The sequence below is a fragment of the Arcticibacter tournemirensis genome (assembly GCF_006716645.1).
GTDB lineage: Bacteria > Bacteroidota > Bacteroidia > Sphingobacteriales > Sphingobacteriaceae > Arcticibacter > Arcticibacter tournemirensis.
Map to the genome: position 1 here is coordinate 2,726,404 of NZ_VFPL01000001.1, position 25,997 is coordinate 2,752,400.

Below are 25,997 nucleotides of genomic sequence, written 5' to 3' on the forward strand. Positions count from 1 at the left end.
GTTGTATGTTGCCGGTTGTAAGTTCAAAGCTGTACATTGTTGCAGAGTATAACTGTTGATTAGGTTTTTTATCAGAAGCAAGGAATATGGGTGAAATGAGTTTTTCTTTTTTTGAGAATAATGAACTGAAGGATTTCCTGGATGCAAAGGTAGATCAGTACAACCGGCCGGAATTTATAGAGAACGACCCGGTGGTGATCCCACATCGCTTTACTGCGGTACAGGACATAGAGATCATGGGATTCTTTGCGGCCATCCTTGCCTGGGGACAGCGCAAAACGATTATCAGCAAGTGCAGTGAGCTTATCGAGCGAATGGATGGCCGTCCGTATGAGTATATCTTACACCACCAGGAAACCGATTTAAAGTCCCTGCTCGGATTCAAACACCGCACGTTCAATGACACCGACCTGCTGTACTTCGTAAGCTTCCTTAAGCAGCATTACAGCCAGTACGATTCATTGGAAGACGCTTTTTTGCCTTCGCGGACCGGCTTGTTCCATAATGAAGTATTGCGGGAAGAGTTCATGGACCAGGTTCAGGGGCCATACACCGGCGAGAGCTTTTCGTCGCCACCCTGTTACCTCAGTGAACTACAGCCCGACGACCACCGGGTAGAGACTATGCTGAACCATTTCAGGACGTACTTTTTCAGCCTGCAGGACTTCCCTTCGCGCACCATCAAGCATATCAGTTCGCCCTCGCAGAAGTCGACCTGCAAACGACTCAATATGTTTCTGCGCTGGATGGTCCGTAAAGACCACCGGGGCGTAGACTTTGGACTGTGGAGCCGCATCAGTCCCTCGCAGCTCATGTGCCCCTGCGACCTGCATGTCGACCGCGTAGCGCGCAAGCTGAAACTTATCAGCAGGAAGCAAACCGACTGGCTCACCGTCGTAGAGCTCACCGCCCGGCTCCGTGAGTTTGATCCGCGCGACCCCGTAAAATACGACTTCGCACTCTTCGGCCTGGGCATCGAAGAGAAGTTTTAAGATAAGAACCATACATAATGACTAATTCTCACCACTTAGCCAAAGACACTGCCGATACCATTGTAGCGCTGGCAACACCCGCCGGAAGTGGCGCCATAGCCGTCATCCGCCTGTCGGGGCCGCAAGCCATAGCCATTACCGATAAGGTATTCAGGGGTAAGGACCTGGCGAAGCAGTCGTCGCATACCGTTCACTTCGGAACTATCCGCGACGGCGAAACCATCATCGACGAAGTACTGGTGTCCCTTTTCGTAGCACCTCATTCCTACACAAAAGAGAATGTGGTAGAGATATCCACACACGGCTCCAAATACATCATCGAAAACCTCATCAGGCTCCTCATCCGTGGAGGCGCCAGGGCAGCAAAGCCCGGCGAGTTTACGCTGAGGGCATTCATGAACGGAGGTATGGACCTGTCGCAGGCCGAAGCCGTCGCCGACCTCATTGCGTCCAACTCGCAGGCCTCACACCAGGTAGCCATGCAGCAGATGAGGGGAGGCTTTTCAGGCGAACTCCGGCAGCTCAGAGAGCAGCTCATCCACTTTGCTTCGCTGATCGAGCTCGAGCTCGATTTCTCAGAGGAGGATGTAGAATTTGCCAACCGCGAGCAGTTACGAGCGCTGGTGTACAAGATAAACAGTGTGCTGTCACGCTTAATAAAATCATTTGAGCAGGGCAACGTGCTGAAGAACGGTGTGCCCGTAGTGATCGCCGGGAAGCCAAACGTAGGAAAATCCACCCTGCTGAACGCCCTGTTAAATGAAGAGCGCGCCATCGTATCCGACATTGCCGGAACCACGCGCGACACCATCGAAGACGAGATCTCCATCCATGGAATCCTCTTTCGCTTTATCGACACAGCAGGCATCCGCCATACAGAAGACATTATTGAAGCAAAAGGAGTGGAGCGCACCCGGGAGAAGATGAAACAGGCGAAGCTGATCATCTACCTGTTCGACCCCTCGCAGAGCTCCGGCGAAATACAGCATCAGCTGGACGAAGCCGCAAGCCTCGGCATGCGCGCCGTAGCCGTAATGAATAAAACCGACCTGGTGAGTAACCAGCAAAAGCAGGAGTTAAGCAGCCTGCCCTTAAACTATATATCTGCACGAGACAAGCAGGGCATCGAAGAGCTGAAGGACGAAATCCTGGAAAAAGTAAACCTGCATCACATCAATACCGACGACGTGATGGTAACCAATATCCGCCACGTAGAAGCCCTCAGGCACACCGAAGAAGCGCTGAACCGCGTCCTCGCCGGTATTGAGGATCCGGTGACATCCGATTTCCTTGCCATGGATATAAAGCAGGCCCTATACTATCTCGGAGAGATCACCGGCACCGTAACAACAGATGACTTGCTGGAGAATATATTTTCGAAGTTCTGTATCGGAAAATAACCACCCGTAATATATAGAAATATACCTATACTTTATTTACGCAAAAGGGCTGTAATCAATGATTTACAGCCCTTTTGCGTAAACTCGCCCTGCGTTTTTTTACGATCATTTCGTTTAGATTTGTCCCTCATTTGTCCCCCAAATTGATTTTTTTTAAACGAGGGACAAACGGGTGAGTTTATTGGTCTTAGAAAGCCTTAAAAAGCCTAAGAGATCCTTAAAGAGCCATATTGGTTAACTTAGAATCATCGTGAAATGTCGTCAAATATCCGTGTCAATAAGGTATGTGAATATTGTGGTAAAGACTATGAGGCAAGGACAACTACAACAAGATATTGCTCTTCGAAATGTAATTCAAGGGCCTATAAGGCACTAAAACGGGGGGCGAAAATAGAGGAGGTAAAAAAACAGGTTCAAAATATCAGGAGCTTTCCGTTAGCTGAAATAAATGCAAGACAACTGCTGACGGTAAAACAGGCTTGTGTTTTTACCGGCATGGGAAAGAATACTATAAACTATTGGATTAATAGCGGAAAGCTTCCCTCCTGTAATTTGGGAATCCGGCAAACCAGAATATTGAGAGAAGATCTGGAAAGGTTTTTCAAAAGCTCTGTTCATATGGTGCCGCAAAAAGAAAAGCAGAAAACAGCCATGGTCATACTGGACCGAGACAACGCCTATACAATCTCAGAGATCTGTGTGAAATTTGGGGTTTCAATGTCTTTTCTCCGAAATTTTTGTAAGGTGAATAACATCGAAAAACAAGCAGTAGGCCGCGAAACATTGATAGCGAAAACGGTTATAGACGAACTGCTGAAAAATCATATTGATAATAAACCATTGATTAATGAGGAGATTCAACACGAAAGAATCTTCGATCCGGATGAATGCTATTCAATAAAAGAGGTTGAAGCGATTTTTGGATTGTCTCCGTCGAATGTATACGGAATACTATTGAAGAATCGAATCGAAAAGCAGCGTTACGGAAAATCGGTATTAGTACGAAAAAGAGATATTGACGATTTGTATAAAGCCTACAGGAGCAGGACAAGCAGGGAAAAATAATCAGTTTGTAAGATATGTTACCTCTTACTTCTCCGATGGAAAAAATACACAGGATAGCACCAGGGATATATTTTTTTTACCATTGCAACAGGTGTAGGGAATTCGTGTAAAGCAAGATATATGTCAAAAGTTACGTTAAGAAAGAAACCGATAGCTAAAGGGAAACTGTCTTTGTTTTTAGACATCTACCCGCCCGTTCCACATCCGGAAACGGGTAAAGTTGTCAGAAAGCACTATCTAAAGCTCTTTGTGTACAGTAAACCCAAAACAGAGACAGAGCGTTTCCATAATAAAGAAACATATGAACTGGCGAACAGTTGGAGTGCTTCTATACAAATTGAAGTACAGAACAAGCGCTTTGGGTTTATCTCTTCATCCAAAAGGGAGGGAAACTTTATAGATTTCTTTGAGGAAGAAAAGAATAAAAGAATCGGCTCCAATTTGGCTAATTGGAAGAGTGCGGTGAAGTATTTTAAACTATTCGCAGGCGACTTTATTTCGTTCAGACAGTTGAACGAGACGTTGTGCGAGGAGTATGCCGATTTCCTGAAAAGTAAACCTGCCCTGACTAAAGAAGACGGCAAAAAAGGCAGGGCGATCAATACGAATGCAGCCGTGAGTTACTTTTCCAAATTTAAGTTTACATTGAAGCGAGCCTTTAAAAAAAAATTACTGGCAGAAAATATCGGTGAGATCATTGATTCTATTTCGCCGGCAGAGACTCACCGGGAGTTTCTGTTCCAGGATGAGTTGCAACGACTTGCAGATACACCATGTGAGGATGACATTAAGCGGGCGTCTTTAGTATCTGCCTTAACCGGTTTACGCTTTTCCGATATTGAGACTCTTTACTGGTCAGAAATACGCGGAAACCAGGGGAACTATCATATCCAATTTACTCAGCAAAAAACACGTGGGGCCGAGGTGCTGCCAGTGTCAGATATTGTCTTGTCCTGAAATAGCTTTACATTAAATGTAAAGTAAATGGAAAAAAAACAGAGAAAGCGAACGGTAAAACCGCTCAAAAAGATCGGCAGATCTTATCCCGAAGAAGTCAAAAGAAAAGTTGTTGGAGAAATACAATCCGGTTTCCACAGCCATCGTACGGCAGCTAAGCTTTACGGTATGAGTCGGAATACTGTAAACGATTGGGTTGTTCAGTATTCTTTACTTAACTTGGATTCACTGAACTCACAAGAGGAATTTATGACAAAATCTACTGAAAGTTCAACCATTCGTCATCTTCACAGACAAGTTATCGAGTTACAGAAGGCTTTGGAAAAGTCTCAGTTAAAGGTGGATTCTTTGGAAACAATGATTAAGGTAAGCGAAGAGGAGCTGAAGATCAAGATCCGAAAAAAGCCTGGTGCCAAACAGTCAAGAGAATGAGGCAGAAACATCCCCATGTAGGCCTTGGGGAGCTCTGTGTACTGTTTGGCGTTACAAGACAAGCTTATTATGACGCATTCCACCATGCTGAGAAAACGTCGATTGCTAACATGATTGTTCTGACGTTGGTAAAGGAAATTCGGAGCGTGATGCCATTGCTGGGTACACGAAAGCTCCTGTACTTGCTGGAACCACAATTGAAGGAACATGGAATCAAAATTGGCCGCGATCAATTATTCGACCTGCTTCGATTTCACGGGCTAATGATCCGGCGTCGTAAGCGTATAGTTCGTACTACTGATTCTAATCATATCTTCAAGCGATATCCAAACCTGATAAAGGAACTTGTTATCACCGGACGAGAGCAGCTTTGGGTAAGCGATATCACCTATATCAGGACGATTCAAGGCTTCAGTTATCTAAGTCTGATTACCGATGCATATTCCCATAAGATCGTAGGTTATGCATTGCACCCGACGTTAGAAGCGACAGGTTGCTTGAAAGCTTTGGAAATGGCCATATCGACCTGGAAACATGAATCGCCATTTTATCTTATCCATCATTCCGACCGCGGAATTCAGTATTGCTGTGCAGAATACACCGAAACGCTTCAACGTTTCGGTGTAGCTATAAGCATGACACAAAGCGGTAGTCCTTACGATAATGCTTTGGCCGAGCGGGTAAACGGAATCTTAAAGAATGAATTCTTTCCAAAACGGATTTATCAAAATCATAAGGATGCACAGAAGCATGTATCCAGGATTATTGCTATCTATAACGAAAGCCGCCCCCACGGGAGTATAGATTATTTAAGCCCAGCGAAGGTTCATGAGAGTTTATCGGGTCCGATTCGCAAGCGTTGGAAACAATATAGAAGATATAGGAAGACAATTCCGGACGAAAATGAATTTGAACATTCAGAATAAAAATGAAACTCCGTATCCTTGTAAGGATATCTTAGGACTACCAGGAAATACCTGCAAAGTTTTTATAGGATTAATGGTCAAAACTGTAAAGTTTTTTTAGGACGAGACAGTTTTCTCAATATAAAGATTGGCTCGGTCAGGATCATATTCATCTGCCGGATGTTCCATGTTGTTTTCAGGATCAAATTTTATCGTATTGGATTGGTCAGGCGTGATCGGTTTGTCAGTATAAACGTGTAATAGAAAATCAACATGATATTCTTTACAGGACTTGCATTCTCCAATAAAATGGTGTTCAAAATCAAGCCTTCCATCCGATGCAAATAATTCGCGTGGAATCTGATCACCCGGCATTGATCCAAAATAATTTAAACTGGCTTTAGTTAAATGCAATTCAAAAGTTCGTATCTCGTTCTCTTTTTCGCAATGGAAAGAAAAAGTTTCACCTGCAATTTCGCAAGGACTAGTATAAGCGTAGCACTGCCTAATATAATTTTCAACGGCTTTAAAAGGTGTAAATAAAGGAGTCTTCGCTAAAAATTCACTAATGGAGTGCTTTTTATATGTATAGTCTTTTTCAGTCATGAAATAAAGATACTAAACATGGGGTACCGGTTAAAGGAATATTTGCCCATCCTTTTCGAAGAGCGTATTCTTTGAAAGGCCAAGGAGATCTTAAAGGAATCATGGGTTAATCAGAATCTAAGTGAAATGTAGTCAAATATCCGTGTCAATAAAGGATGTGAATTATTCTCAGATTTACACAAACCTAAAAATGTGCTCTTTTATAAAATGTGTCTGTCTTTCCTTTTGCAAGGCTTGATAAGCATTGATAATTGAAACAAGGTGATCTTTGTCACGGCATACAACATATTTTTTCGCTTGGTGAAACATTGCCAGATCCTTATTGACGTAAAAGGCTATGTTATTGACTCTTTTTCCCTTAGAATTGCTACAGATAAAAGTATCACTGTTTCCGAGTGGCAAAATAAAATTGTCCAGATCTTCTATGTCCGAAGCATCACTTTCAATAAGCGGTGAGTCTCCTAGTATAGAAGTTATATTATCTCTTTTATTTATATAGCTGTTTTTGTGAAAGCTGAGCAATTTATCGGGAGTTAATTTAAGGTTGTCGTAGAATGGAAGAAATGCAAAAATAATACGTTTTGTCTGCCGGAAAGCTTCTGAGTTCATTAAATGGCTTAATGCTTCTCTGTTCTCGGTGCCATCATCATTTGTAACCTTGATTGAAATTGGCAATTTATCGAAAGTATAATGGTTATCTTTGGTTGTGAACAGCTCATCATTAACAGGTAGCCGCCATTTTAAAGAAGACGCCATTATTAATAAGGACATCAGTCCTTCTTCTGTGATTTTTTCTGATTCGGAGATTTTAGCAAGGTCTCGTGAAAACTTTTCGTCAAGCGTGGCGTACAGTTTTTCTATACTATCGTTGGGTATGCCGTTAAAATCAAGCGTATTCCTGTTCATATCAAAAAACACTGATTTAGGGCTTCGCTTCTCTTTGGCAAACGCGTTTTTCTCTTTGTCGTACAGGTACAACATGTTGTTATCGTCTGCAAATCTCTTGATAAGGAACTGGGGGATATAATGATGACGTTTGGATAAAGCCATTGTACTATTCTTTTATTTTGAATAGGTTCTTCATATATGATTTGGTAAACTGCAATACCTCTTCTTTTGAGTATTTAATGAGATTGTTTCGATCTCCCTTTATCAAGTTCTCTATATATCTTTGTTTTTGGTGCGCAGGTGCATCTACTCCGAACAGCTTACGCCAAAACAAATCAAACATTTCTTGGTAATACTGGATGTTTTTTTGAACCTTTTCGCCAATAACAACATTGTTTAAAAAGTTTTTTCTTTTAGCATTTTCAAAAATTCGGAAGGTGAAACCCTCTTCGAGGTGGTTTATGTAGGATTTATAATTACCTTCTTCATTCAGCCCATAGAAGTGATTGAGGTGAATTTTATCAGAATCTTCGTAAACTTGGATAATGAAGTCGTTCATGAAAATAATGTAAGGATTTTTATCACTGGTAAACCCAACGAAATTTTCCGTATAACTGGCAGTCTCTCCAGCGGTTTGAAGATATGTTACATTGAGAGGAATAGATTTGTCGCCTGTTTTTCCTAATATGGATACCCGCATTTGCTCTAAGAAAGGATCAGGGAAATCCAGTATATCCTCGCATACAGCGCTCCTATAAATCTGGATATAAAAGAAATTTCTGACAGCGATCGGATCGGGCTCGGTGATGTTTTCAATACCGGATAGGTTATTTCGTCGGAAGCTAGGTAGTATGTCATTTATGAACTTGTTTTCAATTTGAGAAAAGAGGTCTTCACATGTAGTGCAGAAAATATAGTCGACCGAAAACGGAATTGATTTGGCTCTTTCGATTTCGCCGTCTGTGGGTTTTCTTCCAATGGTGGCCTCAAGGGTCAGTTCATCCAGTTGGAGATTCCGGAGATGCTGACCCCGTACCGGGCATACTGACCCCCTAATTTGGTTTTGGCCCATAGATTCTGAAGGCCTGACAATTTTACCTTTTTTTTCTTAGACTTTCACCTTTAAGTTCAATTCTGTAAGCGGTATGTACCAGCCGGTCGAGTATGGCATCAGCAATCGTTTCTTCACCGATCACATCATACCAGCTTGCCACCGGCAGCTGGCTGGCGATGATAGTAGATTTGCGGCCATGACGGTCTTCTATGATTTCCATCAGATCCATGCGTTGCTGCTGTTCCAGGTGAGTGAGTCCGAAGTCGTCCAGAATGAGCAGTTCCGTGCGCGAAAGCTTTTCCATAAACTTATAGATGCTCCCATCAATCCGGCTCATCTTCGTGCGCAGCAGTAACTTCTGCAGGTTATAATAAGCCACTTTATATCCCTGTGCACAAGCCTGGTGCCCCAGGGCAGAAGCCAGAAAGCTTTTACCGGCACCTGAGGCCCCGCTGATCAGAACGGCATCTCCACTGGAGAGATAAGTTCCCATGGCAAGGTCCGTAATGAGTGAACGGTCAATCCCCCTGGAGGCATCCATGTTCAGTTCTTCCACAGAAGCCCGGTAGCGGAAGCCGGCATTTTTAAGCAGACGGTCAAAGCGTTTTCCGCTGCGCTGTTCCTGTTCGGCCTGCAGCAGCAATTGTAGGCCCTCTGAGAGGTTCAGTTCGTGATGGCGGCGGGTCTCCAGCAGTACCTGCCAACTGCGGCACATTCCATGCAGGCGCAGCTCTTTGAGTTGTGTTTCGATTTGCATATTAAAAGTGAATAGTGGATTGTATATAGTATTCTTTTCCTCTGATATTGTTATGGGCAGGAAGCGGATGTTCAATGCTCTCCTCCTGCAGATAGAGCGTCATGTTGTTCTCCAGTATTTTCTGGATGGCCTTATAGGAGCAGATCCGGTGCTGCACAGCGATCCGGCAAACACGGGTGAACTTTTCTGCCTCGGTATTCCGGTGTAAACGGAACAGGCCGTCGCAGGTGCGGTACAACTGCTCTGGATAACGGTCCTGCTGAAAGATGATCTCAAGGAGGCGGTAGAGATCTTCCGACTTATAACGGGCCCGCTCCAGGTAATATTCCGGACTGCGGTTCAGCCAGGCCTGATTAGCAGAACTCAGATGTTCCTTTACCGAAGTATATCCCCCGCTGTAGCTTCTGATATGGACAGCCACCTGTTTCCCTTCAGCATAGATAGAGACCATACTGCGGGTATAGATCACCTTTACTTTGGAACCAATCAGCGTGTAGGGAACACTGTAAAAGTGTTTCTGAACACTGACATGCCCGTTACTGGCTACCTTGGGTTCACAATAGTGTTTTAGTTCAAAGTCCTGCTGGGGCAGCTCAGAGAGTAACGGCTTTTCAGCGGCCAGGAAGCGTTCTTCCCTGCAGTAGTCCTTACGCTGCATGCGGGTCTGGTTATGCTCGCGTACTTTTTCGCTGATGGCCTGATTTAGAGAAGCCAGATCGAAGAACTGCCGGTTGCGCAGCCGGGCATACACTCTGGTATAGAGCAGCTTTACCTGGTTCTCAACCAGACTTTTATCGCGGGGACGGCCCGGTCTTGCAGGCACGACCGACATCTGATAATGATTGGCAAAGTCTTCCAGGCTCCGGTTGACCTCCGGCTCATACCGGTCTGCCTTGACGATAGCAGACTTAAGGTTATCGGGTACCAGTACCCGGGGTACCCCGCCCAATTCTTTCAGGCAGCAGGAAAGGGCATACAGAAAGTCACCGATTCGCTGAGAGGGTACAGCCATAGCAAAAGCATAATCAGAAAAAGGAAGACAGGCTACAAACAACTGGCAACTGATAATTTCCCCGGTCTGGCGGTCTGTATAACTGATCTGTTTGCCGGCGAAGTCGACGAACAGCTTATCGGCAGGCTCATGGCTTAATACAGAGGTCGGCTTACGGGCAACAAGCTGCTGATGCAGATGAAAGCAGAACTGGGAGTAGGCATACCCCTGGGGAAAACCCAGAATGTATTCATCCCACAGCAGTTTTTTAGTCATCCCTATTTTTTTAAGCTCTTTGGAGAGATATTCCAGTTTTCCTTTGAAATGAATATAACGTGGATCCTTATAAGCAGGATTACCGGAATGGAACCGGGTTTCCAGGACAGGATCCTCCAACTGAAGCAGTTCCTGTGGGTCCAGGGCAGCAGACTGAAGCTTGGCAAGATAAGACTTCACCGTGTTCTTGCTGATGTTCAGCGTTCGTGCGATGGCCTTAATAGAATAGCCCTGGGTGTGTAAGCGTAATAGTTGTTTTATCTGACTCATGGGTCTTGGTTTTCCGGCCATCAGTGATCTTCTTTTGTAATAAATTGATCACTAAGTATAACCAAAACCAGAATTAGAGGGGTCAGTATGCTCCGGTACGGTATCCCCTTTAAGTCAATATCAGGGGGGCAACATGCTCCGGTACGCATTGCGCCTATCTCTCAGAGGGGGTCAGTATCCGCCGGAATGGCAGGCGTTTCTGTTGATTTAAGCAGCATCGCTATCCGCTATCCTAACCGCTTTGGAGGGGTCAACATGCTCCGGAATATCCATCCAGTTTTTGAAAATTGAAATCTATAAATGGATTGGTATTATCCAGTGCGAAATATAAACCCTTTTCTCGTTCATTGACACCATTTAGATTAAGACATGAACGGATAATCGCGTCTGTTAAATAGTGTGTGTTCTTTTTGTTAGCCTCATTCTGACGACATAGTTTACAAACTGCCATGTTGTTTTTGTTCCTGACTGTGTGAATGTTAACCTGAGCGGATATTTTATTAAAGCTTGTTATTATTATGCTTATGGTAAAGTTAAGAAAATAAAGAGTAGAATATTTACAGGTTGAACACTTGGGCACAACTATTGCGAAAGTCAAAGGGATATTCTCATTGATCCTTTTGAAATTTGGAGGTATTTCATGGAGATCCCGTTCACTATATATTTCTGTTTTTTTTACAGGTAAAAAGTTTCAAAAATTTCTGAGGTTTCGGATCTGCCATATTTACTGGCTTCGCGCGTTTTTGAAATAATCAAGCCTTTCCTGGGAATCAGTTGATCAGTTTGAAGCTCTATGAAATATATCTTCGGAGACGGAAGTTATATGCTTTCTGAGTAAGTCCCAAATCTTAGTAGTTATCGGTGATCATTGATCAATTTTATCAGGAGTGCATAGCTGGTAAATTGAGGGGCGAAGTGCAGGTTTTCTACCGCAGCTGAAAGAATGTACGCTTTGCTTTTAGAATACAAGCCCCAACCGTTGGTCTTTCCAACCACACTGAGATAATTCTTCAATAAAAGGACACCCGCCCATACAAGTGGACTGATGTTGACATCCTGAACAGCCATTATTCAGGATATTGTTGCGGTATTTTACAAAATATTCATTATTCTGCCAAATGTGCAGCATAGTGTTTTCACGTAACGACCCGAACCAATTATTGTTCGTCATGAATGAGCACGGCATCATCCTCAAGTTTTCGTCGATAAAAGCAGAAAACCTGCCGGCATCGCATCCCTCGTAGAAATTAGAATTCGCATTTGAATACTTTACGACCCCGGAAATACTACAACTGTCGAAGCCTATCTTAAACGCTTGTTTGCGGTTGTTTACCAGATCGTAGAACCGACTTATCTTCAACGGATCTTTTAGCAGCATACCAAGGTCGGGATTTCTTCCGATCGGTTTATAATTGAGAAAAATTATCGAATTTATCCCCTCTATGAACGATGGAGGGTGCTCCATCCATGAAATTGCCGTATCTATGGTCTTGCTGTCCGTAACAAAGTGAACGTTCGCCTTTATCCCATAGGCATACAGAAGTTCCAGGTGTTGCCTGAACTCTGTATATGGCTCATAGGCACTTATTGCAACTGAGCCGCAGAGTTTCTTGGTTGCCTCCAGTATTTCACGGGTGAGGCCTCTTCCATTTGTAGTATAGCACGGAACTATTCCGTGTTCCACAGTGGTTTCCAAGATCTTTACGAAGTCGGGATGCTGGTTCGGATTCCCCCCGCCGAGGGCAACCTGAAGGACATCCATTGCCTTGGCCTGCTCCATTATCATTCGGTAATCAGTCAGATTCATATGACCGCCCCTTATAGTGGATTTACGGTAGCAAAAACTACAGCCCTTATCGCACCAGTTAGTAATACTGATATCGAGGAGTTCTGGCCCGTGTTTAGACCAAAGGGGTTCGGGAAAGCCTTTGTCTTCGGCTCTTATGAAGTAACCGGTTTTCTTGTTAAACCTTATACTGTAGTGCTCATCTGGATAGTGCCGCACCACTAGATTTTCCAAGTTACCAGCCATTCTGTGTAGCATCAATGTAAAGATTTTCGGATTCGATAATAAAGGAGTCAGTACAGAAAAAACCCTCAACCGGGCCTCTGTCACTGCTGAGGCGTCCATAGTAGACCTTTTTTCCGGATTTTTCGGCATCACCAACACGCCGGGCAAGCTCTGGACCAAACTGTCCCGTGATCCACTGCTCGAAGTCTTTTGACCGATATCGTTCGTCATCTGCATATGCGGTACGTGCCAGCTCCATGCTGTTTTTGAAGGATTGAAAGAGCTCCTTGTAGATATCTTGAAATTGCGACGACCCATCAATTCCAACCGCATCAAGGAACATTTTTAGGCTGAATTCTCCATCGTTGATGATGATGAACGATGTAGAAGAGCTGTTCGTGACAAAATCATATCTGATTTTCATGTTATTTCATTAAAAGGATTTTTTCAATACGGTCAACCATCGGCTCCTCAGACATGAATTTTCTCAGTTCGCTGCCGTAATAGCTGTACTCGATACGACGCATGAGCCGAGCCTCTGGGTTTTTTTCCAGTTTTTTCAATATATCTTCCACATTTTTGTAGGAAAAGTTCCACTTGCGATATAGGAATCCGCCTAAGGCTTCATACTCTGGTTTATAGAATCTGTTAAATTCTTCTATCACATCGAGAGACTCGATCATCAAGGCGTCATACATTCTTCCAAACATGTCTGCGGCATAGCCATGATTTGCACCAGCGGAGAAAAGGAACGCTGCCTTGTCCAAGTTACGGTGCACCAGGAACATGAACTCAAAATCATCATAATAGTATATCATAGCGTCGGCAAATTTTTTTAATACTGGATTCTAAATTTCTTGATCCACGTGCAATCTTCAACTGTGCTTTTGCCTGGACTGGGAATCTATGGTAGTAACGCTCGTAAAGTTGTGAAATCTCCAAACTCGATCTATACGGAAACAAATAGATGAGGATTTCAAACAATGAATGCGGAAAATCCTTTTCACTGTCTATAACAATCGCATCGTCGCTATCTTCCGAATCTCCATCGTCGTAGTGGTCTAAAAAGCTCTCAGTATCGGCTAGAAAACTGTCAATATTTATTTGATCATTGAGAAATTCGCGATTAGTGAATAGTTCAAGAAATTTGCTGTAGAACTCTTCGGGCGAAAGTCCTCTCAGGTGCTCAAGATAATGTTGTAAATTTAGGTTTGGGGCTTCCGTAGGCCGATACCGATATCGGAACGCAAAAAAGATAAATATTGCACTTTGTCGGTTGGTACCGATGATGGCAAAGATTTTATCCCGATCAGTCGGTGTTATATATTTATCCTCAAGGTTAAATATGCACCTTAAGTAGATGGAGTCGAACCAGACTTGCCCCTCCACGATTTTAAGTAAATCGGCATTCCCGCTCTTTTTTGTGATATAATATAGGAATGTCCCACATCCTTCAAGTATTCTGGACGACGGATTGATTTCTTCTTTTAGGAAGAGCAAAAACGTCTTTTTGTCCTTTGGGTAGACCAGCGAAATAAGGTATTCAGACAGCAGATAATCCCTGAATTCATCGAAAGTGAAATTCACAACTTCCTGATCGCCGAATATTCCCTTGGACCCGGTTGGGTCTCTCCTGACCAGAATATTTTCATCCAAAAATCTAATGTAGACTTTTCTATTGTCATCTTTCTCCAGCAAGCCATCGAGTGGGATGTTTTCGTATTTTCGGTTTTCGACCATATAGGCGATCAGCCGTCCGATAAAATTTCTAATGTTAATAGGGCCGCTGACTTTCAACTCGTCGTCCCCCTCCATTCGTTTTGTAATTTCGGTGACCTTGGTATCGAAGTATTGCCTGAACAGCGACTCCTTATGTATATGTCCTAAATATGGGATTGATTCGCCTCTGTGCGCATCACAAAATATTCTCAACAACAGATAGTTCTGTGTAAGCTGTTCGAAGACCTTTGTCGAATATGTTCGCAAGTTGATGTTGAAAAACGCCAGGTACCCGTTAAATATTTTGTGGGAGGCCACCTTATCACGGCCTATTGTTAGGCGATCAGTTTCACACATCTGAGGAGAAAACGACGACTTGTCAAAATTGGAAAAGTGCTTCTGATAATATTCGGAACGGCAGGTGATGATTACTTTTATGTACGTCCTTTCCGTGATTTCGGCAATGAACTTTTCGAGATTCTCACTTAATTTCTGTGCAGCCGCATTTTCGTTAAGTCCGTCGATAATAATTACAAACGGTCTGTTTACGGATCTACAATACTGCTCGAGTTCAGAAAGAAAGGTTTCGAAGTTAAGATCAGACCGGTCGGGATAGACCCTGTTTAATAAACTTTTACGGATGTCTGAGGGGTCGATGTCTGTACCCAAAAGAAATACTGAGGGAACTTTTCTTTTGATAAGAAAGTTTTCGGCCAAGTCACATACGAAGTTTGTTTTTCCCTGTCCGGCATCCTCTTTTATAAGGCACACTTTTTTCGCTAGCCACTGAAAAGTTTCCTCAAGGTGGGATAGTTTATATGAAAAATCGCGTAAGGAGTTGCTTGCAACTGGGGGATGCTCCAGTTCCGATATTTTTACCTTCAAATAGTTATCTAGCCGAGCGCAGAAGTGGGGGATAGACTCGATTTGAACAAGTTGTGCGTCTTTTTCAAAGCCCTGCAGATCAAAATCAAATGCAGCGGCGCCCTTCTTCGCAAGCAATTTATTTAGTGGTACAAAATTGAGCACCGAATACTCCCACATTACCTTTGGTATAAAGGCAAATGGATCGCAGAAATAGCGCAAACTTTCTTTGTTCTTATTCACCTCAATAAAGGTTTCTGGTATGTATTTCTGTGATGTCTTCTGTTTGGCTAGTTGGCGTTTTACCTGCTCTTCCAGGGCGTCGTTAATTTTTTTTTTTGAATCTTCTGATTCTTCTTTCGGATATGGAAATGCACCTGAATAAAGACCGATTTCCTCAAACGCATAAGGCGAACTAAAAACATGTTCAGCTAAATTCACCGAAGACCGAACCGCAATTTCCTGAAAAAGGTCTTTATTTGGATTTTTGCCTTTGTCCCCATCGCCATAATCGCAAACGCCCTTGACGAGTATCCAACCGCTGACGGAGTTACCATCGCAGGCGGTGTAGATCCCAGCTCCCTCCATCTCGCCGCCGATCGCATCTGGCCATTCTGTCATTAATTCTTTCTTTCTATCCTTATTATCAACAAGTTCCTCGCCTGACAGGATTAAGCCATGGACGTGTTTAGCTTCATAGTCTTGATCGTCGAATTTTACGTTGAATCTCCAGTCGTCTGCCGACACAAAGCGGTTAAGCAGTAAGGAACTCGCGGGACCTTCCTGCCCCCTATAGGTATGTGATCCGTCTTCATTTACCCTTATCAATTGATAGTTTACCACACATTCGGAAATGAGTACATCTCCGATCCGCACTTTCTCCGGTTTCCCGCCGAATGCAATTCCAACCATAAGGACAACTTTGGGTTTCCAGAATTCAATAGCTTTCATAGTTGTCTTTATCGCAGCGTTTCGGCTGATCGACCCCATATTCCCGGTAGCCACATGGACTGCATTATAATAACCGAATTTTCCAAGATAGTAGGTGTATGAATTCTTCTGAATCTTTAAAATCTTATCCTGACCATCAATCGGAAAAAGATATTCATGTACTACGTCCTTTTCGATTTTCGTTGCCGTGACTATTAATATGCTACAATATCGCCCGTATTCATCGATTAGAGAAGGGGCAATTTCTTTGTATTTTGCGCTCAATTTTAGAATGGTTTATGTTGTTCACTTGACCCTTAACCAAGCGTTTATCTGATAGAAGATCAAGCGTAGAAAGTTACAAAAAAATGCAATGTCATCAACGAAAATATACTGGGTTTTCCGTATCTATTTTAGAGGACGATAATTTAATCCAATATGCACCTGTAGCTTTTTCAAGACACATTGGAATGAGAGGAAAAAGACAAACGAATTTATGCTGTTGTCATTCGCCCTATTCTTCATGGATACACCCTAAGTTTAATGCTATTTCATGCAAACATTATTGTCCAAGACGGATCGCGCATCAAACTTGAGCTTTTTGTGTGGGCTGTTGTATTTATAGTTATTCTGTTTTTAGCTATTATAGCAATGGGAGGGAACCGAGGAACGCTTTTTAATTTCAATATAGATTGTCATGAAAATGTAATATTTAAGAAGAGACGAGACATTTGTTTGCTACAGTATGTAGACGTTTTGTTTACTAGATTTATGTCCCCCATTTGTCCCTCAAAGATAATGGTTTGTTTGTAAGTTATTGATAAACAATTAAATAGTTATATTTCGAAGTTTTGTATCGGGAAGTAAATTGGCTTTAGTTCTTTTTAGCCGTTACTACTATAACAATACCTCCTACGAGCAGGAGGCCGCCCAGGTAAGGAGGCCAGTTTACGCTTTCCTTTTTATCGGCGGATACCTGTAATGGTCCTGCATCTATTATTTTTTCCTTTTTGGTATATGTAAATCCTGTCCAGATAAGCATTACCACTCCAAGTACTATTAATACTAATCCAATTGTTCTGTTCATAATTATAAAGTTTGATTATACGTATAATAACAAAACGAACCGTATTGTTTTGACCTTAACTAGCCGCTTGGAATGAGAGTAATGCTTGCCGATTGTTCTCGCTACCGCCAGCCCAAACCGGGGGCTACATGCTCCAGAATAGATGACAAGACATGCACATTATAATCAACGCCCAGTGTATTCGGTATCGTCAAAAGGAGCGTATCTGCTTCCTGGATAGCTTCGTCGTTAGCCAGCTCCTTTATGAGCTGATCGGGTTCCGCGGCGTAGCTTCGTCCGAAAATAGCACGCTTGTCGCTTTCAATGAATCCAATTTTATCAGATCCGCTTGCTTCCTGCCCGAAGTAATACCTGTCCTGGTCGTTCACCAGTGCAAAAATAGATCTGCTCACCGAAACCCTGGGTTCGCGCTGGTGTCCTGCGTTTTTCCAGGCTTCTTTGTACAGCCTGATTTGCTCGGCCTGCTGCACATGGAAGGGCTTGCCGCTTTCATCGTATTTAAGGGTTGAGCTTTGCAGGTGCATGCCGTTTTCGGCCGCCCAAACAGCCGTGGCGTTGGAAGCAGCGCCCCACCAGATGCGTTCTCTCAGGCCTTCGGAATGCGGTTCCAGGCGTAACAGACCGGGCGGATTGGGAAACATCGGGTACGGATTGGGCTCTGCAAACCCGATACCGTTTAGCTTATCCAGAAACTCCAGCGCTTTACGCCGTCCCATGTCGGCGTCGCTTTCGCCATCAGCCGGCTCATAACCAAAATGGCGCCACCCATCAATTACCTGCTCGGGCGAGCCTCTGCTGATCCCCAGCTGTAATCGCCCTCCGGATATCAAATCAGCGGCTCCGGCATCCTCCACCATATACAGCGGGTTCTCGTAACGCATATCAATCACGCCGGTGCCGATCTCTATACTGCTTGTTCTGGCTCCGATAGCGGATAGTAAAGGAAATGGCGACGCTAACTGGGCCGCAAAATGGTGCACGCGGAAGTACGCGCCGTCTAGTCCAATTTCTTCGGCGGCAACAGCCAGATCAATAGATTGAAGCAGCGTATCACTTGCTGTACGGGTTTTATAGGCTGGATGCCTGGACCAGTGTCCGAATGATAAAAATCCTATTTTCTTCATAGTTTACCTTCTATTTTTTGCCAGAGTATAGAAATTCAGCCAATGGGGTGTCGCTCCATGAACTCTTCAATATTGGTTGAATGGGGGTTATTGGTGTAATGGGGCGGATGGGCGTCATTTTCTGAATACCTTTCATTCTCTCCATTCTTGTAATACGGATAGTTGCATCTTTTCTTGCTCCAACGATTTGACCTTCTTTGTCGTATATGGTGCCATCTTCATACCACCCTAAAAAACTGCCATCAAAGCCGAATATGGCTAAATCGCTCCCGTCCTTTTCGAGGAAGGCAACGGGGGTACCATCCCACATAAATATTGTCCGTTCCTGATCATAGTCAATGTAGGCTCTTGCTTCGCCTTCGCGGTCATAAAGGGACACCTGCTGTGCGCCGGCTGAAAATGTCAGGCTTATCGAAGCTAACAAAGTAAAAATAAATGTTTTCATGTGTGTTTAGTGGTTTAGTTTGTGTGCTCTGAATTTTACTGGTTCTTGCAAAATCTAAATTTACAAAAGCTAAACAGGTTCTGCAAGAGATTTCATCATCCTCGTCCATAGATGAAGCAGCGTTGTAAAGATAGTCGATGTAACATTCGTTTGGCTTATTACCCGGGGAGGTCTATATTTGTCTAAATAAAAACCTGCAAATGAACCGGTTCACCATCGTTTTTTTATTAAGCCTTATTTTTATTGCTGTTTTTGCAAAAGCACAAACAATCACTCAGGCGCGCTTCAGAATTTCGAACAAAACAAAAGGATTCACCTCTATCGACCTGGTGATCAATAACACTATTTATGTGGGCATTGAAGACGACGGGAGTATTGCGTATATAGAATCGGAGAATGACGATATCAACACGCCGTTAGACCTTGAAAGACTGGGTTTACCTATTACTTTTTATGGTACTTCCGATATTCATGATATTCCTGGTAAGATAAAATCTATCGGCAATATTAAATTCACTTACTACAATGTTTTTGATATTCACGACGAGCGCGGCAACCTTAAATCGATAGGCGACATTCAAATAAAATATTGCAATACTTTCGATATTCACGATTCTAAGGGTAAAGTAAAGTCGGTTGGGCCTGTTACCATTAAGTACTATAACGTTTTTGATCAAAGCTTTCCGTTCGGATATGTTAAATCAATCGAAGGCAATACGGCGAGAATAAAAGTGAGTGTGAGAAACCCAATAATAGAACGCGGACGAAAATCCTGAAGTTGATTAAGCCGCCGCGCGCGGCTTCTCCGTCCTAAAAACAAAAACGGCTCAAATCCTTCGATTTGTGCCGTTTTCCAAATTTTGACCTTTTGGTTGCGGAGAGGGAGGGATTCAAACCCCCGGTACCTTTTACAGTACACCTGATTTCGAATCAGGCACATTCGATCACTCTGACACCTCTCCGGTTTTAAATTAGCTCTAACAAAAAATCCCGCACTTGCGGGACTTTGGAGCGGAGAGTTAGGGATTCGAACCCCAGGAACCTTTCACAGTTCAACAGTTTTCAAGACTGCCGCAATCGACCACTCTGCCAACTCTCCGGGGACAAAAGTACAAACTCCGCTCAATTCTGCAAAAAACGGAACGAAAAAAAATGCTTAATTGGTTTACTGCCCTGTAATACAGTTTTATAATTTTTATTTGGGGAGGTTTTTTTGAAACGTTTCCTGTACAGGTTCGTCTTTGAAGGTATTAAAACGCGGCCTGATAATCTTAATACTCCTTTTAGAAAGGTCGATACTCGCGTTGAGCTCAAAGCCGATCAGTATGATCAGGGAGTTCAGAAAGAGCCAGATCATGATCACAATGAGCGTACCGATAGATCCATACAGCTTATTGTAATTGCTGAAATTATTAATGTAATAGGTGAAGCCCCACGACGTGAGGATGGCAAGTATTGTGGCAAGCCACGATCCGGGACTGAAAAGCTTCCATTTTTTCTGGTAGGAGGGACCGTACCGGTATAAAATAGAGATCGTGGTAAAATATACCACAGCCAGGATCACCCACCTTACCAGCGCGATAACATACAGCCAGAACCATTCCTTAAACTGGATCTCTGTTTTAATCTTCGCAATGATGAACTCGCCGGCAGTGATTACCGCCAGCCCGAAGATGAGGGCAAACACCGTAACGACAGTCAGAACGATGGCCACAAATCGCTGCTTAAACCAGCCGCGGGTTTCGGGCTGCAGCGAAGCTTTATTGAAGGCCTGCATCAGGTTAGTCACTCCGTTGGTAGAGAAGAACAGTGCAGCAAGGAACCCGAACGATAAAAGTCCCCCGTTTTGTTTTTTGATGATATCCTCAAGCGTTGATTGTACGGCTCCATAGGCATTAGAAGGGAGCAGCATGGAGATAAGCGACATCAGCTGGTCCTGGAATCCATCGATGGGAATATAGGGAATGAGCGTAAATAAAAAGATCAGACCCGGAAAAATTGCCAGCATAAAGCTGTATGCGAGTGAAGAAGCCTTGGTGATCAGCGAATCTCTCGTTACCTCCTGGAAGAAAAATGAACCTACCGTGTAAATGGGCAGAGGACTGAAAACAGGGAATACTGCCTTCTTGGTCCAGTCCATAAACCGCTTGTATATTTTAACTTTCAAAAGGAATCTCTGGATCATTGGCGTAATCTTTTTCTAATCAAAAAAAGGTTTGAGCCGCTCCTGGAAATATTCAGGGGGCATACAAGGCCTGTTCCTCTTCATGTCGATGAAGGCAAGTGTGGTTTCGCCCTCATGAATGAACTCGTTCTCCTCGTTATACAGTTCATACCGAAAGTGGATACGCACGCCCGGCATCTTATCAAGTATTACTTTAATGGTGATTTCCTCGTCGTAACGTGCTGGTTTGAGATACTTGCATCGCATCTCCAGAACAGGCATCATCACTCCGGCATCCTCCATAGAGCGGTAGGTCATGTCGAGGCTGCGCAGCATCTCTACCCGTGCTACTTCATAAAACTCAGCATAGTTGCCATAGTACATATAGCCCATCTGGTCGGTCTCTCCATAACGTACCCTGATCTTTGTTTCGTGTACAAACATTATTTTTTGATGTTTCTTTCGTTGAGTGCCTGCTGAAACCGCCTGGCATTTGCCTGATGTTCGGCCACGGTAACGGCGAAGTTGTGATATCCCGAAAAATCCTCTTTGGCGCACATGTACAGATAATTGTGTTTCTGGTAGTTTAAAACCGCATCGATGGCCTTAATACTGGGCATCATAATAGGGCCCGGAGGCAGTCCCGCATACACATACGTATTGTACGGCGAATCCTTTATAAGGTGCCTGTTCAGTACCCTGCGGATGCTGAAGTCCTTATTTGCATAGATCACCGTGGGGTCGGCCTGAAGCTTCATGCCTCTTTTATGCCGGTTAAGATAAAGCCCCGCCACGGCGGGCATTTCGCTGTCGTGAAGCGCTTCGGCATCCACAATAGCGGCCAGCGTACTTACCTGTATTGGAGTAAGTCCGAGCGCCTTTGCCTTTTCGTTTCTCTTCTCCGTCCAGAACTTCTGATATTCGTCGTACATCCGTTTAAAGAACTTATCGGTAGAAATATTCCAGTACATCTCGTACGAGTTAGGAATAAACATGGCATACACATTATCCCGGTTGAAGCCATATTTGCTGATAAATGCGGTTGAATCAAGTAACCGTACCAGCGAAACGGAATCGGGCTCCAGCTGTTTGGATACATACCCCGCAAAATCTTCTTTTAAACGGTATCCTCTGAAGCTCAGTTTAACAGGCTCCTGGTTGCCGGCTTTAAGCATGTTAATGAAACGGCGGTTCCCCATGCCCGCGGTTAGCTTGTACTTGCCCGGCTTTACCGCCTTTGGATAGTTCATGTTTAATGCCACCCATTGAAAAACAACAGAATCTTTAACGATCTCCTTATCCCTGATAGTTTTGTATACATCGTCAAAATCAGAACCGGTGTGGATATAAAGATATTGCTCGTTATCGGTAACGCTAGGCCCGAAGTAACGCAGGTAATAGTTGAAGGCAGTGATGGCTAGAGAAATTACTAAAATCAGCCCTAAAGCAATAAAGATTTTGGCTTTTAGAGAAAGTCTTCCGGATTGTTTATCAGTCATTCTTTTATAAAAGTTAATTAATCGATTTAATATGCGGCAGATATTCAGTACAACTGTATTAAAGGCAAATCAGTCAACCGTCATTCTGCATCTGTATATCAACAGTAAGCTCATTAACAAGTTTTCGAGTTTACGAACAGTTCAATGTTAAGGTGCAGGCGGACCATTCGACAGGATAAGATCTACGTGTGTTCCGATAGGTACTTTCGATAAAGTATCGCTAACTGCCGGATACTGTTTGATAACGCGGGCGGTAGTGCTGTCGGTAACCGTACCTTCGTAAAACACAGAACCTGCTTCGAGCGACGAACCCTTCAGTGAAAAGATAGCTTCGGGTAAAGAAAGGCCTACTACGTTCGGAAGGTCTACCTCACTGGCTCCTTTGCCATCGCCCAGTAAAAGGGCTACTACCGTACCTTTAGGTATCTGATCGCCTTTTTTTATCTGCCGGCCTTTATATGTAGCTTCCAGTACACGATCACGAACAATGTCGGAAGTATAGGTGGTATCGCCGATCTTTATTCCGTAATTGCTTAACACAGCACGGGCTTCCAGGAAAGTCATTTCAAAGATGTCGGGGAAGCCTACATCCGGAGCGTTGCGGGTAATGATGGTGAGGTATATCGTCCTGTTCATCTTTACATTGGTATTGGCGTCGGGGTCCTGCTCAATAACAAGTCCAGGCGCGCGGTCTACCTGGTATACCGAATCGATCTGGTACCTGAACCCCTGAGATTCAAGTAATTCAACTGCCTCTTCAACCGACAGGCCCTTTAACTTAGGAACAGGCACTCCCTCTCCATGCCGGGTGTAAAACCTCAGGCTGAAAAAGATGATGAGTAAAAATCCGGCTATAGAAGCAATAGCGATGATCAGATTCTTCCGGAATGTATTGGTCTTGAGATATTCTAAAAATTTACTCATTGTTAAAAGCTGTTGGCACTTAGCGGTTGGCAATTAGCTCCCCGCGCTCGCAGGCCTCCTGTTTTGCCGCCCGCAAACTTAATCTAAAATTAACGATTTTTGAAGATATTATAAGAATTACGTTGCCAAAAGCCAATAGCAAATTGCCAGCAGCTAATTGTATATTTGGCGCATGAAGAAGACTATTGCCCTTGTAACCGGAGGTTTTACCGGCGAATCGGTTATTTCTCTTAAAAGCGCAGAAGTAATCGAAAGAAACATAGACAGCGAAAAATTTGAGGTCTATAAGATTATTATCACTCCAGAGAGCTGGTATTATATCGATAGAAATGCTATCAAACATACAATCGATAAGAACGATTTTTCCTTAAATATCCAGGATAAGGTGATCAGGTTTGATGGCGTTTTCATCGGACTTCATGGCTCGCCGGGCGAAGATGGCAAGCTTCAGGGATATTTTGATATGGTGGGCCTGCCTTATACCAGTTGCGATGCCCTTACATCGGCCATCACGATGAATAAAGGCTACACCAAGGCGATTGTTGAGGGGATTAAAGACCTTCATACAGCGCGCTCCATTCAGTTGTTTGCCAACACGCCTTCGGCTGCGGAGGAGGTACTGGCGGGCTTAAATCTCCCCTTGTTTGTGAAACCTAACAACGGCGGAAGCAGCATTGGTATGAGCAAGGTAAAAACCGCTGAAGAGCTGCCACTGGCGCTTGAAAAGGCTTTCAAGGAAGACGACCAGGTACTGGTAGAAGAGTACATCGCGGGACGCGAGTTTACAATCGGCGTTTATAAAGGAAAAGAAGGCATTAAGGTGTTACCCTCCACGGAAATCGTTAGCTCGAAAGAGTTTTTTGATTACGAGGCGAAATATACAGCGGGAATCACAGACGAGATTACACCCGGCCGCATGACAGGCGAGGAGCAGGCCCGCGTTGAGCGTGTGGTAACGGAAGCGTTCAGGCGGTTAAACTGCAGGGGAGTGGTTCGCATCGATTATATCCTCGAGGAGGAAACCGGCAAGTTCTTTTTTATAGAAGTAAACACTGTTCCGGGGCAAACAGAGGCAAGCCTCATTCCTCAACAGGTGAGAGAGACGGGAAGAACCATAACGGACTTTTACACCGAGCTGCTGGAAACTGCGTTAGGTAAGTAGCACCGCTGAGTATTATCTTTGCTTCATGGCTATCGATTTTATCAAAGAAAGACAGTTCGAGATGAAGCTTATGGAAATATACAGGCAGCATTCATGGCTCAGCGACGAGATTGCGGAAGCAGACTTTATAAATCTTTTTCCGGTGACCTATAAAAAGGGGAAGATTGTAAGGCTTGAAAAGCCGGCGGGCTATGATCTCAATCGTGATATATACCTGGAAGTGCTGGTTGCTTTCAGAAATACGTTTACATAGGCGATTAATCTATTTATATGACTTATGAACCCACATATCAGGCAGCACGTTCGGTAGCGGCAACGATCGAGGCTCATTTTGTTGAGCATGCGGCATTGGCTTGTAAGGCTGGTTCTGACAGCACAGCTTCTATTCCTCCGGCCAACGTTATCGAAGCTATTGTTGATGCTGCATTTTGGGCAAGTCTGCGAAAAGAAGAAGGCAATCCGCCAAAGATCTCCATAGCCTTTCTCAGGCCGGATCAGGCTGAGGATCCTCTTCTCTTTGAAAAGCGGCTGCCCCTTAGTCCCGCTATCCTCACCAAACTGGCGCCGGGACTTGAACGTGCGGGCATACACCTTGGCGTATGGCTGGAAGGCGATGACCTGTTTTTATGGGGAACAACGCTTATAATACCGAACCTGTGCTTTGTGCTGGACGTTTCCGAACCTGGCCTGCTGGTGATCAAGCACAGGCGCATGTGCGGCTTTGGTAAATTTACCAACGTCGCTGTATTGAAGGGCGACCAGGTAAAGGTCGTGAACGATGAGAGCGCCCGAATACCCGACTGCCCTCCGGTAGTTAAGGCCTTACTTGATTTAGGCAGTCCGCCTGCATGGAACGATCCGGTAAACGTACTTATTCAGCTTGCGGTATCTATGCGTGGCCATCAGCATGGAGGATGCCTTCTGGTCGTACCCAGAGGCACACACCAATGGCGTGAATCAATCATTCACCCCATGCAGTATTCGGTTTCACCGGCTTTTTCCGGACTCTCCAATATCGCCAATGTAGAAGACGGGTTACGGGAGAGCCCCTGGCAGAGCGGTTTAAGCCGCGAAGTGGAGCATATCGCCGGTCTTACTGCCGTAGACGGAGCCACCTTAGTGAGCGATCAGCACGAGCTCCTCGCATTTGGAGTGAAAATAGGCAGGCGCGAAGGCAGCGACCCTGTGGACCGGGTTGCCGTTGTGGAGCCCGTGGCGGGAAGTGAAATTACAGTGGTACATCCCGGGCAGATAGGCGGCACCAGGCATCTTTCGGCAGCGCAGTTTGTATACGATCAGCGCAATGCATTTGCTTTCGTGGCTTCACAGGACGGCCACTTTACGGTGTTTTCGTGGTCGGAAGCCGCTGATATGCTTATGGCTTACCGGATTGATACGCTTCTGCTTTAAGTGTTAAATAATGTAAAAGAATCGTTGCTGTTAAATTTCTCTAACCTGAAATGAATATATTTACC

General features: G+C 44.2%; 27 protein-coding genes and 2 tRNA genes. 11 read left to right on the top strand and 18 right to left on the bottom strand.

What is annotated here, in order from left to right; genetic code table 11:
- Positions 1-95 precede the first annotated feature (95 nt).
- The 6 genes from BDE36_RS11355 (at position 96) to BDE36_RS11380 (ending at position 5,772) form a co-directional block, all read left to right on the top strand.
- A complete protein-coding gene (locus BDE36_RS11355) occupies positions 96-992 on the top strand; it encodes a TIGR02757 family protein (RefSeq protein WP_141814937.1) in 897 nt (298 codons plus the stop codon).
- A gap of 17 nt (positions 993-1,009) precedes the next feature.
- On the top strand, positions 1,010-2,392 hold the full coding sequence (gene mnmE, locus BDE36_RS11360) for a tRNA uridine-5-carboxymethylaminomethyl(34) synthesis GTPase MnmE (protein WP_141814938.1): 1,383 nt from the start codon (positions 1,010-1,012) through the stop codon (positions 2,390-2,392).
- A 255-nt stretch (positions 2,393-2,647) separates the two neighbouring features.
- Entirely contained in the window at positions 2,648-3,457 is an 810-nt protein-coding gene (locus BDE36_RS11365) for a helix-turn-helix domain-containing protein (RefSeq protein WP_141814939.1), read from the top strand.
- A 120-nt stretch (positions 3,458-3,577) separates the two neighbouring features.
- Complete coding sequence (locus BDE36_RS11370) at positions 3,578-4,414, top strand: site-specific integrase (RefSeq protein ID WP_141814940.1); 837 nt, start codon at positions 3,578-3,580, stop codon at positions 4,412-4,414.
- A gap of 27 nt (positions 4,415-4,441) precedes the next feature.
- Positions 4,442-4,846 carry a hypothetical protein gene (locus BDE36_RS11375; RefSeq protein WP_141814246.1) on the top strand — a complete coding sequence of 135 codons (405 nt, stop codon included), beginning with the start codon at positions 4,442-4,444 and terminating at the stop codon, positions 4,844-4,846.
- A complete protein-coding gene (locus BDE36_RS11380; protein ID WP_141814245.1) occupies positions 4,843-5,772 on the top strand; it encodes an IS3 family transposase in 930 nt (309 codons plus the stop codon). The genes BDE36_RS11375 and BDE36_RS11380 overlap by 4 nt, the downstream gene beginning before the upstream one ends.
- 96 nt (positions 5,773-5,868) lie before the next feature.
- On the opposite strand, the gene BDE36_RS11385 is transcribed toward BDE36_RS11380, so the two are convergent.
- The 5 genes from BDE36_RS11385 to istA all read right to left on the bottom strand — a co-directional run bounded on the left by BDE36_RS11385 (position 5,869) and on the right by istA (position 10,614).
- Positions 5,869-6,357 carry a hypothetical protein gene (locus BDE36_RS11385; RefSeq protein ID WP_141814941.1) on the bottom strand — a complete coding sequence of 163 codons (489 nt, stop codon included), beginning with the start codon at positions 6,355-6,357 and terminating at the stop codon, positions 5,869-5,871.
- A 174-nt stretch (positions 6,358-6,531) separates the two neighbouring features.
- A complete protein-coding gene (locus BDE36_RS11390; protein WP_141814942.1) occupies positions 6,532-7,407 on the bottom strand; it encodes a DUF4238 domain-containing protein in 876 nt (291 codons plus the stop codon).
- 4 nt (positions 7,408-7,411) lie between these two features.
- On the bottom strand, positions 7,412-8,317 hold the full coding sequence (locus BDE36_RS11395) for a hypothetical protein (RefSeq protein WP_141814943.1): 906 nt from the start codon (positions 8,315-8,317) through the stop codon (positions 7,412-7,414).
- A 22-nt stretch (positions 8,318-8,339) separates the two neighbouring features.
- Complete coding sequence (istB, locus tag BDE36_RS11400) at positions 8,340-9,056, bottom strand: IS21-like element helper ATPase IstB (RefSeq protein ID WP_141813394.1); 717 nt, start codon at positions 9,054-9,056, stop codon at positions 8,340-8,342.
- Between the two features lies 1 nt (position 9,057).
- Positions 9,058-10,614, bottom strand: coding sequence for an IS21 family transposase (gene istA / locus BDE36_RS11405; RefSeq protein WP_141813393.1), 1,557 nt, complete (start codon positions 10,612-10,614; stop codon positions 9,058-9,060).
- Between the two features lie 66 nt (positions 10,615-10,680).
- On the opposite strand from istA, the gene BDE36_RS11410 reads away from it, so the two are divergent.
- Positions 10,681-10,884, top strand: coding sequence for a hypothetical protein (locus BDE36_RS11410; protein ID WP_141814944.1), 204 nt, complete (start codon positions 10,681-10,683; stop codon positions 10,882-10,884).
- A gap of 667 nt (positions 10,885-11,551) precedes the next feature.
- Here the strand turns inward: BDE36_RS11410 and BDE36_RS11415 are convergent.
- The 7 genes from BDE36_RS11415 to BDE36_RS11445 form a co-directional block, all read right to left on the bottom strand.
- Positions 11,552-12,625 carry a radical SAM/SPASM domain-containing protein gene (locus BDE36_RS11415; RefSeq protein ID WP_202618187.1) on the bottom strand — a complete coding sequence of 358 codons (1,074 nt, stop codon included), beginning with the start codon at positions 12,623-12,625 and terminating at the stop codon, positions 11,552-11,554.
- Positions 12,615-13,028, bottom strand: coding sequence for a hypothetical protein (locus tag BDE36_RS11420; protein ID WP_141814946.1), 414 nt, complete (start codon positions 13,026-13,028; stop codon positions 12,615-12,617). Before BDE36_RS11420 ends, BDE36_RS11415 begins: the two co-directional genes overlap by 11 nt.
- A gap of 1 nt (position 13,029) precedes the next feature.
- On the bottom strand, positions 13,030-13,422 hold the full coding sequence (locus tag BDE36_RS11425) for a hypothetical protein (RefSeq protein ID WP_141814947.1): 393 nt from the start codon (positions 13,420-13,422) through the stop codon (positions 13,030-13,032).
- On the bottom strand, positions 13,406-16,402 hold the full coding sequence (locus BDE36_RS11430; RefSeq protein ID WP_161987600.1) for a 5'-methylthioadenosine/S-adenosylhomocysteine nucleosidase family protein: 2,997 nt from the start codon (positions 16,400-16,402) through the stop codon (positions 13,406-13,408). Before BDE36_RS11430 ends, BDE36_RS11425 begins: the two co-directional genes overlap by 17 nt.
- A 589-nt stretch (positions 16,403-16,991) precedes the next feature.
- Positions 16,992-17,204 carry a YidH family protein gene (locus tag BDE36_RS23895; protein ID WP_141814949.1) on the bottom strand — a complete coding sequence of 71 codons (213 nt, stop codon included), beginning with the start codon at positions 17,202-17,204 and terminating at the stop codon, positions 16,992-16,994.
- A 101-nt stretch (positions 17,205-17,305) separates the two neighbouring features.
- Complete coding sequence (locus BDE36_RS11440) at positions 17,306-18,328, bottom strand: LLM class flavin-dependent oxidoreductase (protein WP_141814950.1); 1,023 nt, start codon at positions 18,326-18,328, stop codon at positions 17,306-17,308.
- 10 nt (positions 18,329-18,338) lie between these two features.
- Entirely contained in the window at positions 18,339-18,773 is a 435-nt protein-coding gene (locus BDE36_RS11445; RefSeq protein WP_141814951.1) for a 4-fold beta flower protein, read from the bottom strand.
- Positions 18,774-18,973: 200 nt separating this feature from the next.
- Between BDE36_RS11445 and BDE36_RS11450 the strand changes: the two genes are divergently transcribed.
- A complete protein-coding gene (locus tag BDE36_RS11450) occupies positions 18,974-19,549 on the top strand; it encodes a hypothetical protein (RefSeq protein ID WP_141814952.1) in 576 nt (191 codons plus the stop codon).
- A 99-nt stretch (positions 19,550-19,648) separates the two neighbouring features.
- Here BDE36_RS11450 and BDE36_RS11455 read toward each other — a convergent pair.
- The 6 genes from BDE36_RS11455 to BDE36_RS11480 form a co-directional block, all read right to left on the bottom strand.
- A tRNA-Ser gene (locus BDE36_RS11455) sits at positions 19,649-19,735 on the bottom strand.
- A 50-nt stretch (positions 19,736-19,785) separates the two neighbouring features.
- A tRNA-Ser gene (locus BDE36_RS11460) sits at positions 19,786-19,872 on the bottom strand.
- Positions 19,873-19,968: 96 nt separating this feature from the next.
- Positions 19,969-20,958 (bottom strand): YihY/virulence factor BrkB family protein, encoded by a 990-nt coding sequence (locus tag BDE36_RS11465; protein ID WP_141814953.1) that lies wholly within the window; start codon positions 20,956-20,958, stop codon positions 19,969-19,971.
- A gap of 15 nt (positions 20,959-20,973) precedes the next feature.
- Positions 20,974-21,381, bottom strand: coding sequence for an acyl-CoA thioesterase (locus BDE36_RS11470; RefSeq protein ID WP_141814954.1), 408 nt, complete (start codon positions 21,379-21,381; stop codon positions 20,974-20,976).
- A complete protein-coding gene (gene mltG, locus BDE36_RS11475) occupies positions 21,381-22,436 on the bottom strand; it encodes an endolytic transglycosylase MltG (protein ID WP_141814955.1) in 1,056 nt (351 codons plus the stop codon). Before mltG ends, BDE36_RS11470 begins: the two co-directional genes overlap by 1 nt.
- 147 nt (positions 22,437-22,583) lie before the next feature.
- Positions 22,584-23,360 (bottom strand): PASTA domain-containing protein, encoded by a 777-nt coding sequence (locus tag BDE36_RS11480; RefSeq protein WP_128768789.1) that lies wholly within the window; start codon positions 23,358-23,360, stop codon positions 22,584-22,586.
- A gap of 172 nt (positions 23,361-23,532) precedes the next feature.
- Here BDE36_RS11480 and BDE36_RS11485 point away from each other — a divergent pair, with 172 nt between their 5' ends.
- From BDE36_RS11485 to BDE36_RS11495, 3 genes are read left to right on the top strand one after another with little or no spacing between them, the layout of a single operon-like run.
- The gene (locus BDE36_RS11485; protein WP_141814956.1) at positions 23,533-24,522 is read left to right on the top strand and encodes a D-alanine--D-alanine ligase; all 990 of its coding nucleotides are present in this window, start codon (positions 23,533-23,535) and stop codon (positions 24,520-24,522) included.
- Between the two features lie 25 nt (positions 24,523-24,547).
- Complete coding sequence (locus BDE36_RS11490) at positions 24,548-24,775, top strand: hypothetical protein (RefSeq protein ID WP_128768791.1); 228 nt, start codon at positions 24,548-24,550, stop codon at positions 24,773-24,775.
- Between the two features lie 17 nt (positions 24,776-24,792).
- Positions 24,793-25,932 (top strand): putative sensor domain DACNV-containing protein, encoded by a 1,140-nt coding sequence (locus BDE36_RS11495; RefSeq protein ID WP_141814957.1) that lies wholly within the window; start codon positions 24,793-24,795, stop codon positions 25,930-25,932.
- Positions 25,933-25,997 lie beyond the last annotated feature (65 nt).

What these genes read in the sequence shown, in the direction of transcription:
- istB (WP_141813394.1), bottom strand. Translation starts at nt 9,056, where the DNA reads ATGCAAATCGAAACACAACTCAAAGAGCTGCGCCTGCATGGAATGTGC.
- mltG (WP_141814955.1), bottom strand. Translation starts at nt 22,436, where the DNA reads ATGACTGATAAACAATCCGGAAGACTTTCTCTAAAAGCCAAAATCTTT.
- BDE36_RS11490 (WP_128768791.1), top strand. Translation starts at nt 24,548, where the DNA reads ATGGCTATCGATTTTATCAAAGAAAGACAGTTCGAGATGAAGCTTATG.
- BDE36_RS11495 (WP_141814957.1), top strand. Translation starts at nt 24,793, where the DNA reads ATGACTTATGAACCCACATATCAGGCAGCACGTTCGGTAGCGGCAACG.
- BDE36_RS11410 (WP_141814944.1), top strand. Translation starts at nt 10,681, where the DNA reads ATGCTCCGGTACGGTATCCCCTTTAAGTCAATATCAGGGGGGCAACAT.
- BDE36_RS11450 (WP_141814952.1), top strand. Translation starts at nt 18,974, where the DNA reads ATGAACCGGTTCACCATCGTTTTTTTATTAAGCCTTATTTTTATTGCT.
- BDE36_RS11385 (WP_141814941.1), bottom strand. Translation starts at nt 6,357, where the DNA reads ATGACTGAAAAAGACTATACATATAAAAAGCACTCCATTAGTGAATTT.
- BDE36_RS11355 (WP_141814937.1), top strand. Translation starts at nt 96, where the DNA reads ATGAGTTTTTCTTTTTTTGAGAATAATGAACTGAAGGATTTCCTGGAT.
- istA (WP_141813393.1), bottom strand. Translation starts at nt 10,614, where the DNA reads ATGGCCGGAAAACCAAGACCCATGAGTCAGATAAAACAACTATTACGC.
- BDE36_RS11485 (WP_141814956.1), top strand. Translation starts at nt 23,533, where the DNA reads ATGAAGAAGACTATTGCCCTTGTAACCGGAGGTTTTACCGGCGAATCG.
- BDE36_RS11380 (WP_141814245.1), top strand. Translation starts at nt 4,843, where the DNA reads ATGAGGCAGAAACATCCCCATGTAGGCCTTGGGGAGCTCTGTGTACTG.
- mnmE (WP_141814938.1), top strand. Translation starts at nt 1,010, where the DNA reads ATGACTAATTCTCACCACTTAGCCAAAGACACTGCCGATACCATTGTA.
- BDE36_RS11415 (WP_202618187.1), bottom strand. Translation starts at nt 12,625, where the DNA reads ATGGCTGGTAACTTGGAAAATCTAGTGGTGCGGCACTATCCAGATGAG.
- BDE36_RS11420 (WP_141814946.1), bottom strand. Translation starts at nt 13,028, where the DNA reads ATGAAAATCAGATATGATTTTGTCACGAACAGCTCTTCTACATCGTTC.
- BDE36_RS11375 (WP_141814246.1), top strand. Translation starts at nt 4,442, where the DNA reads ATGGAAAAAAAACAGAGAAAGCGAACGGTAAAACCGCTCAAAAAGATC.
- BDE36_RS23895 (WP_141814949.1), bottom strand. Translation starts at nt 17,204, where the DNA reads ATGAACAGAACAATTGGATTAGTATTAATAGTACTTGGAGTGGTAATG.
- BDE36_RS11425 (WP_141814947.1), bottom strand. Translation starts at nt 13,422, where the DNA reads ATGATATACTATTATGATGATTTTGAGTTCATGTTCCTGGTGCACCGT.
- BDE36_RS11370 (WP_141814940.1), top strand. Translation starts at nt 3,578, where the DNA reads ATGTCAAAAGTTACGTTAAGAAAGAAACCGATAGCTAAAGGGAAACTG.
- BDE36_RS11440 (WP_141814950.1), bottom strand. Translation starts at nt 18,328, where the DNA reads ATGAAGAAAATAGGATTTTTATCATTCGGACACTGGTCCAGGCATCCA.
- BDE36_RS11445 (WP_141814951.1), bottom strand. Translation starts at nt 18,773, where the DNA reads ATGAAAACATTTATTTTTACTTTGTTAGCTTCGATAAGCCTGACATTT.
- BDE36_RS11365 (WP_141814939.1), top strand. Translation starts at nt 2,648, where the DNA reads ATGTCGTCAAATATCCGTGTCAATAAGGTATGTGAATATTGTGGTAAA.
- BDE36_RS11470 (WP_141814954.1), bottom strand. Translation starts at nt 21,381, where the DNA reads ATGTTTGTACACGAAACAAAGATCAGGGTACGTTATGGAGAGACCGAC.
- BDE36_RS11465 (WP_141814953.1), bottom strand. Translation starts at nt 20,958, where the DNA reads ATGATCCAGAGATTCCTTTTGAAAGTTAAAATATACAAGCGGTTTATG.
- BDE36_RS11480 (WP_128768789.1), bottom strand. Translation starts at nt 23,360, where the DNA reads ATGAGTAAATTTTTAGAATATCTCAAGACCAATACATTCCGGAAGAAT.
- BDE36_RS11390 (WP_141814942.1), bottom strand. Translation starts at nt 7,407, where the DNA reads ATGGCTTTATCCAAACGTCATCATTATATCCCCCAGTTCCTTATCAAG.
- BDE36_RS11395 (WP_141814943.1), bottom strand. Translation starts at nt 8,317, where the DNA reads ATGGGCCAAAACCAAATTAGGGGGTCAGTATGCCCGGTACGGGGTCAG.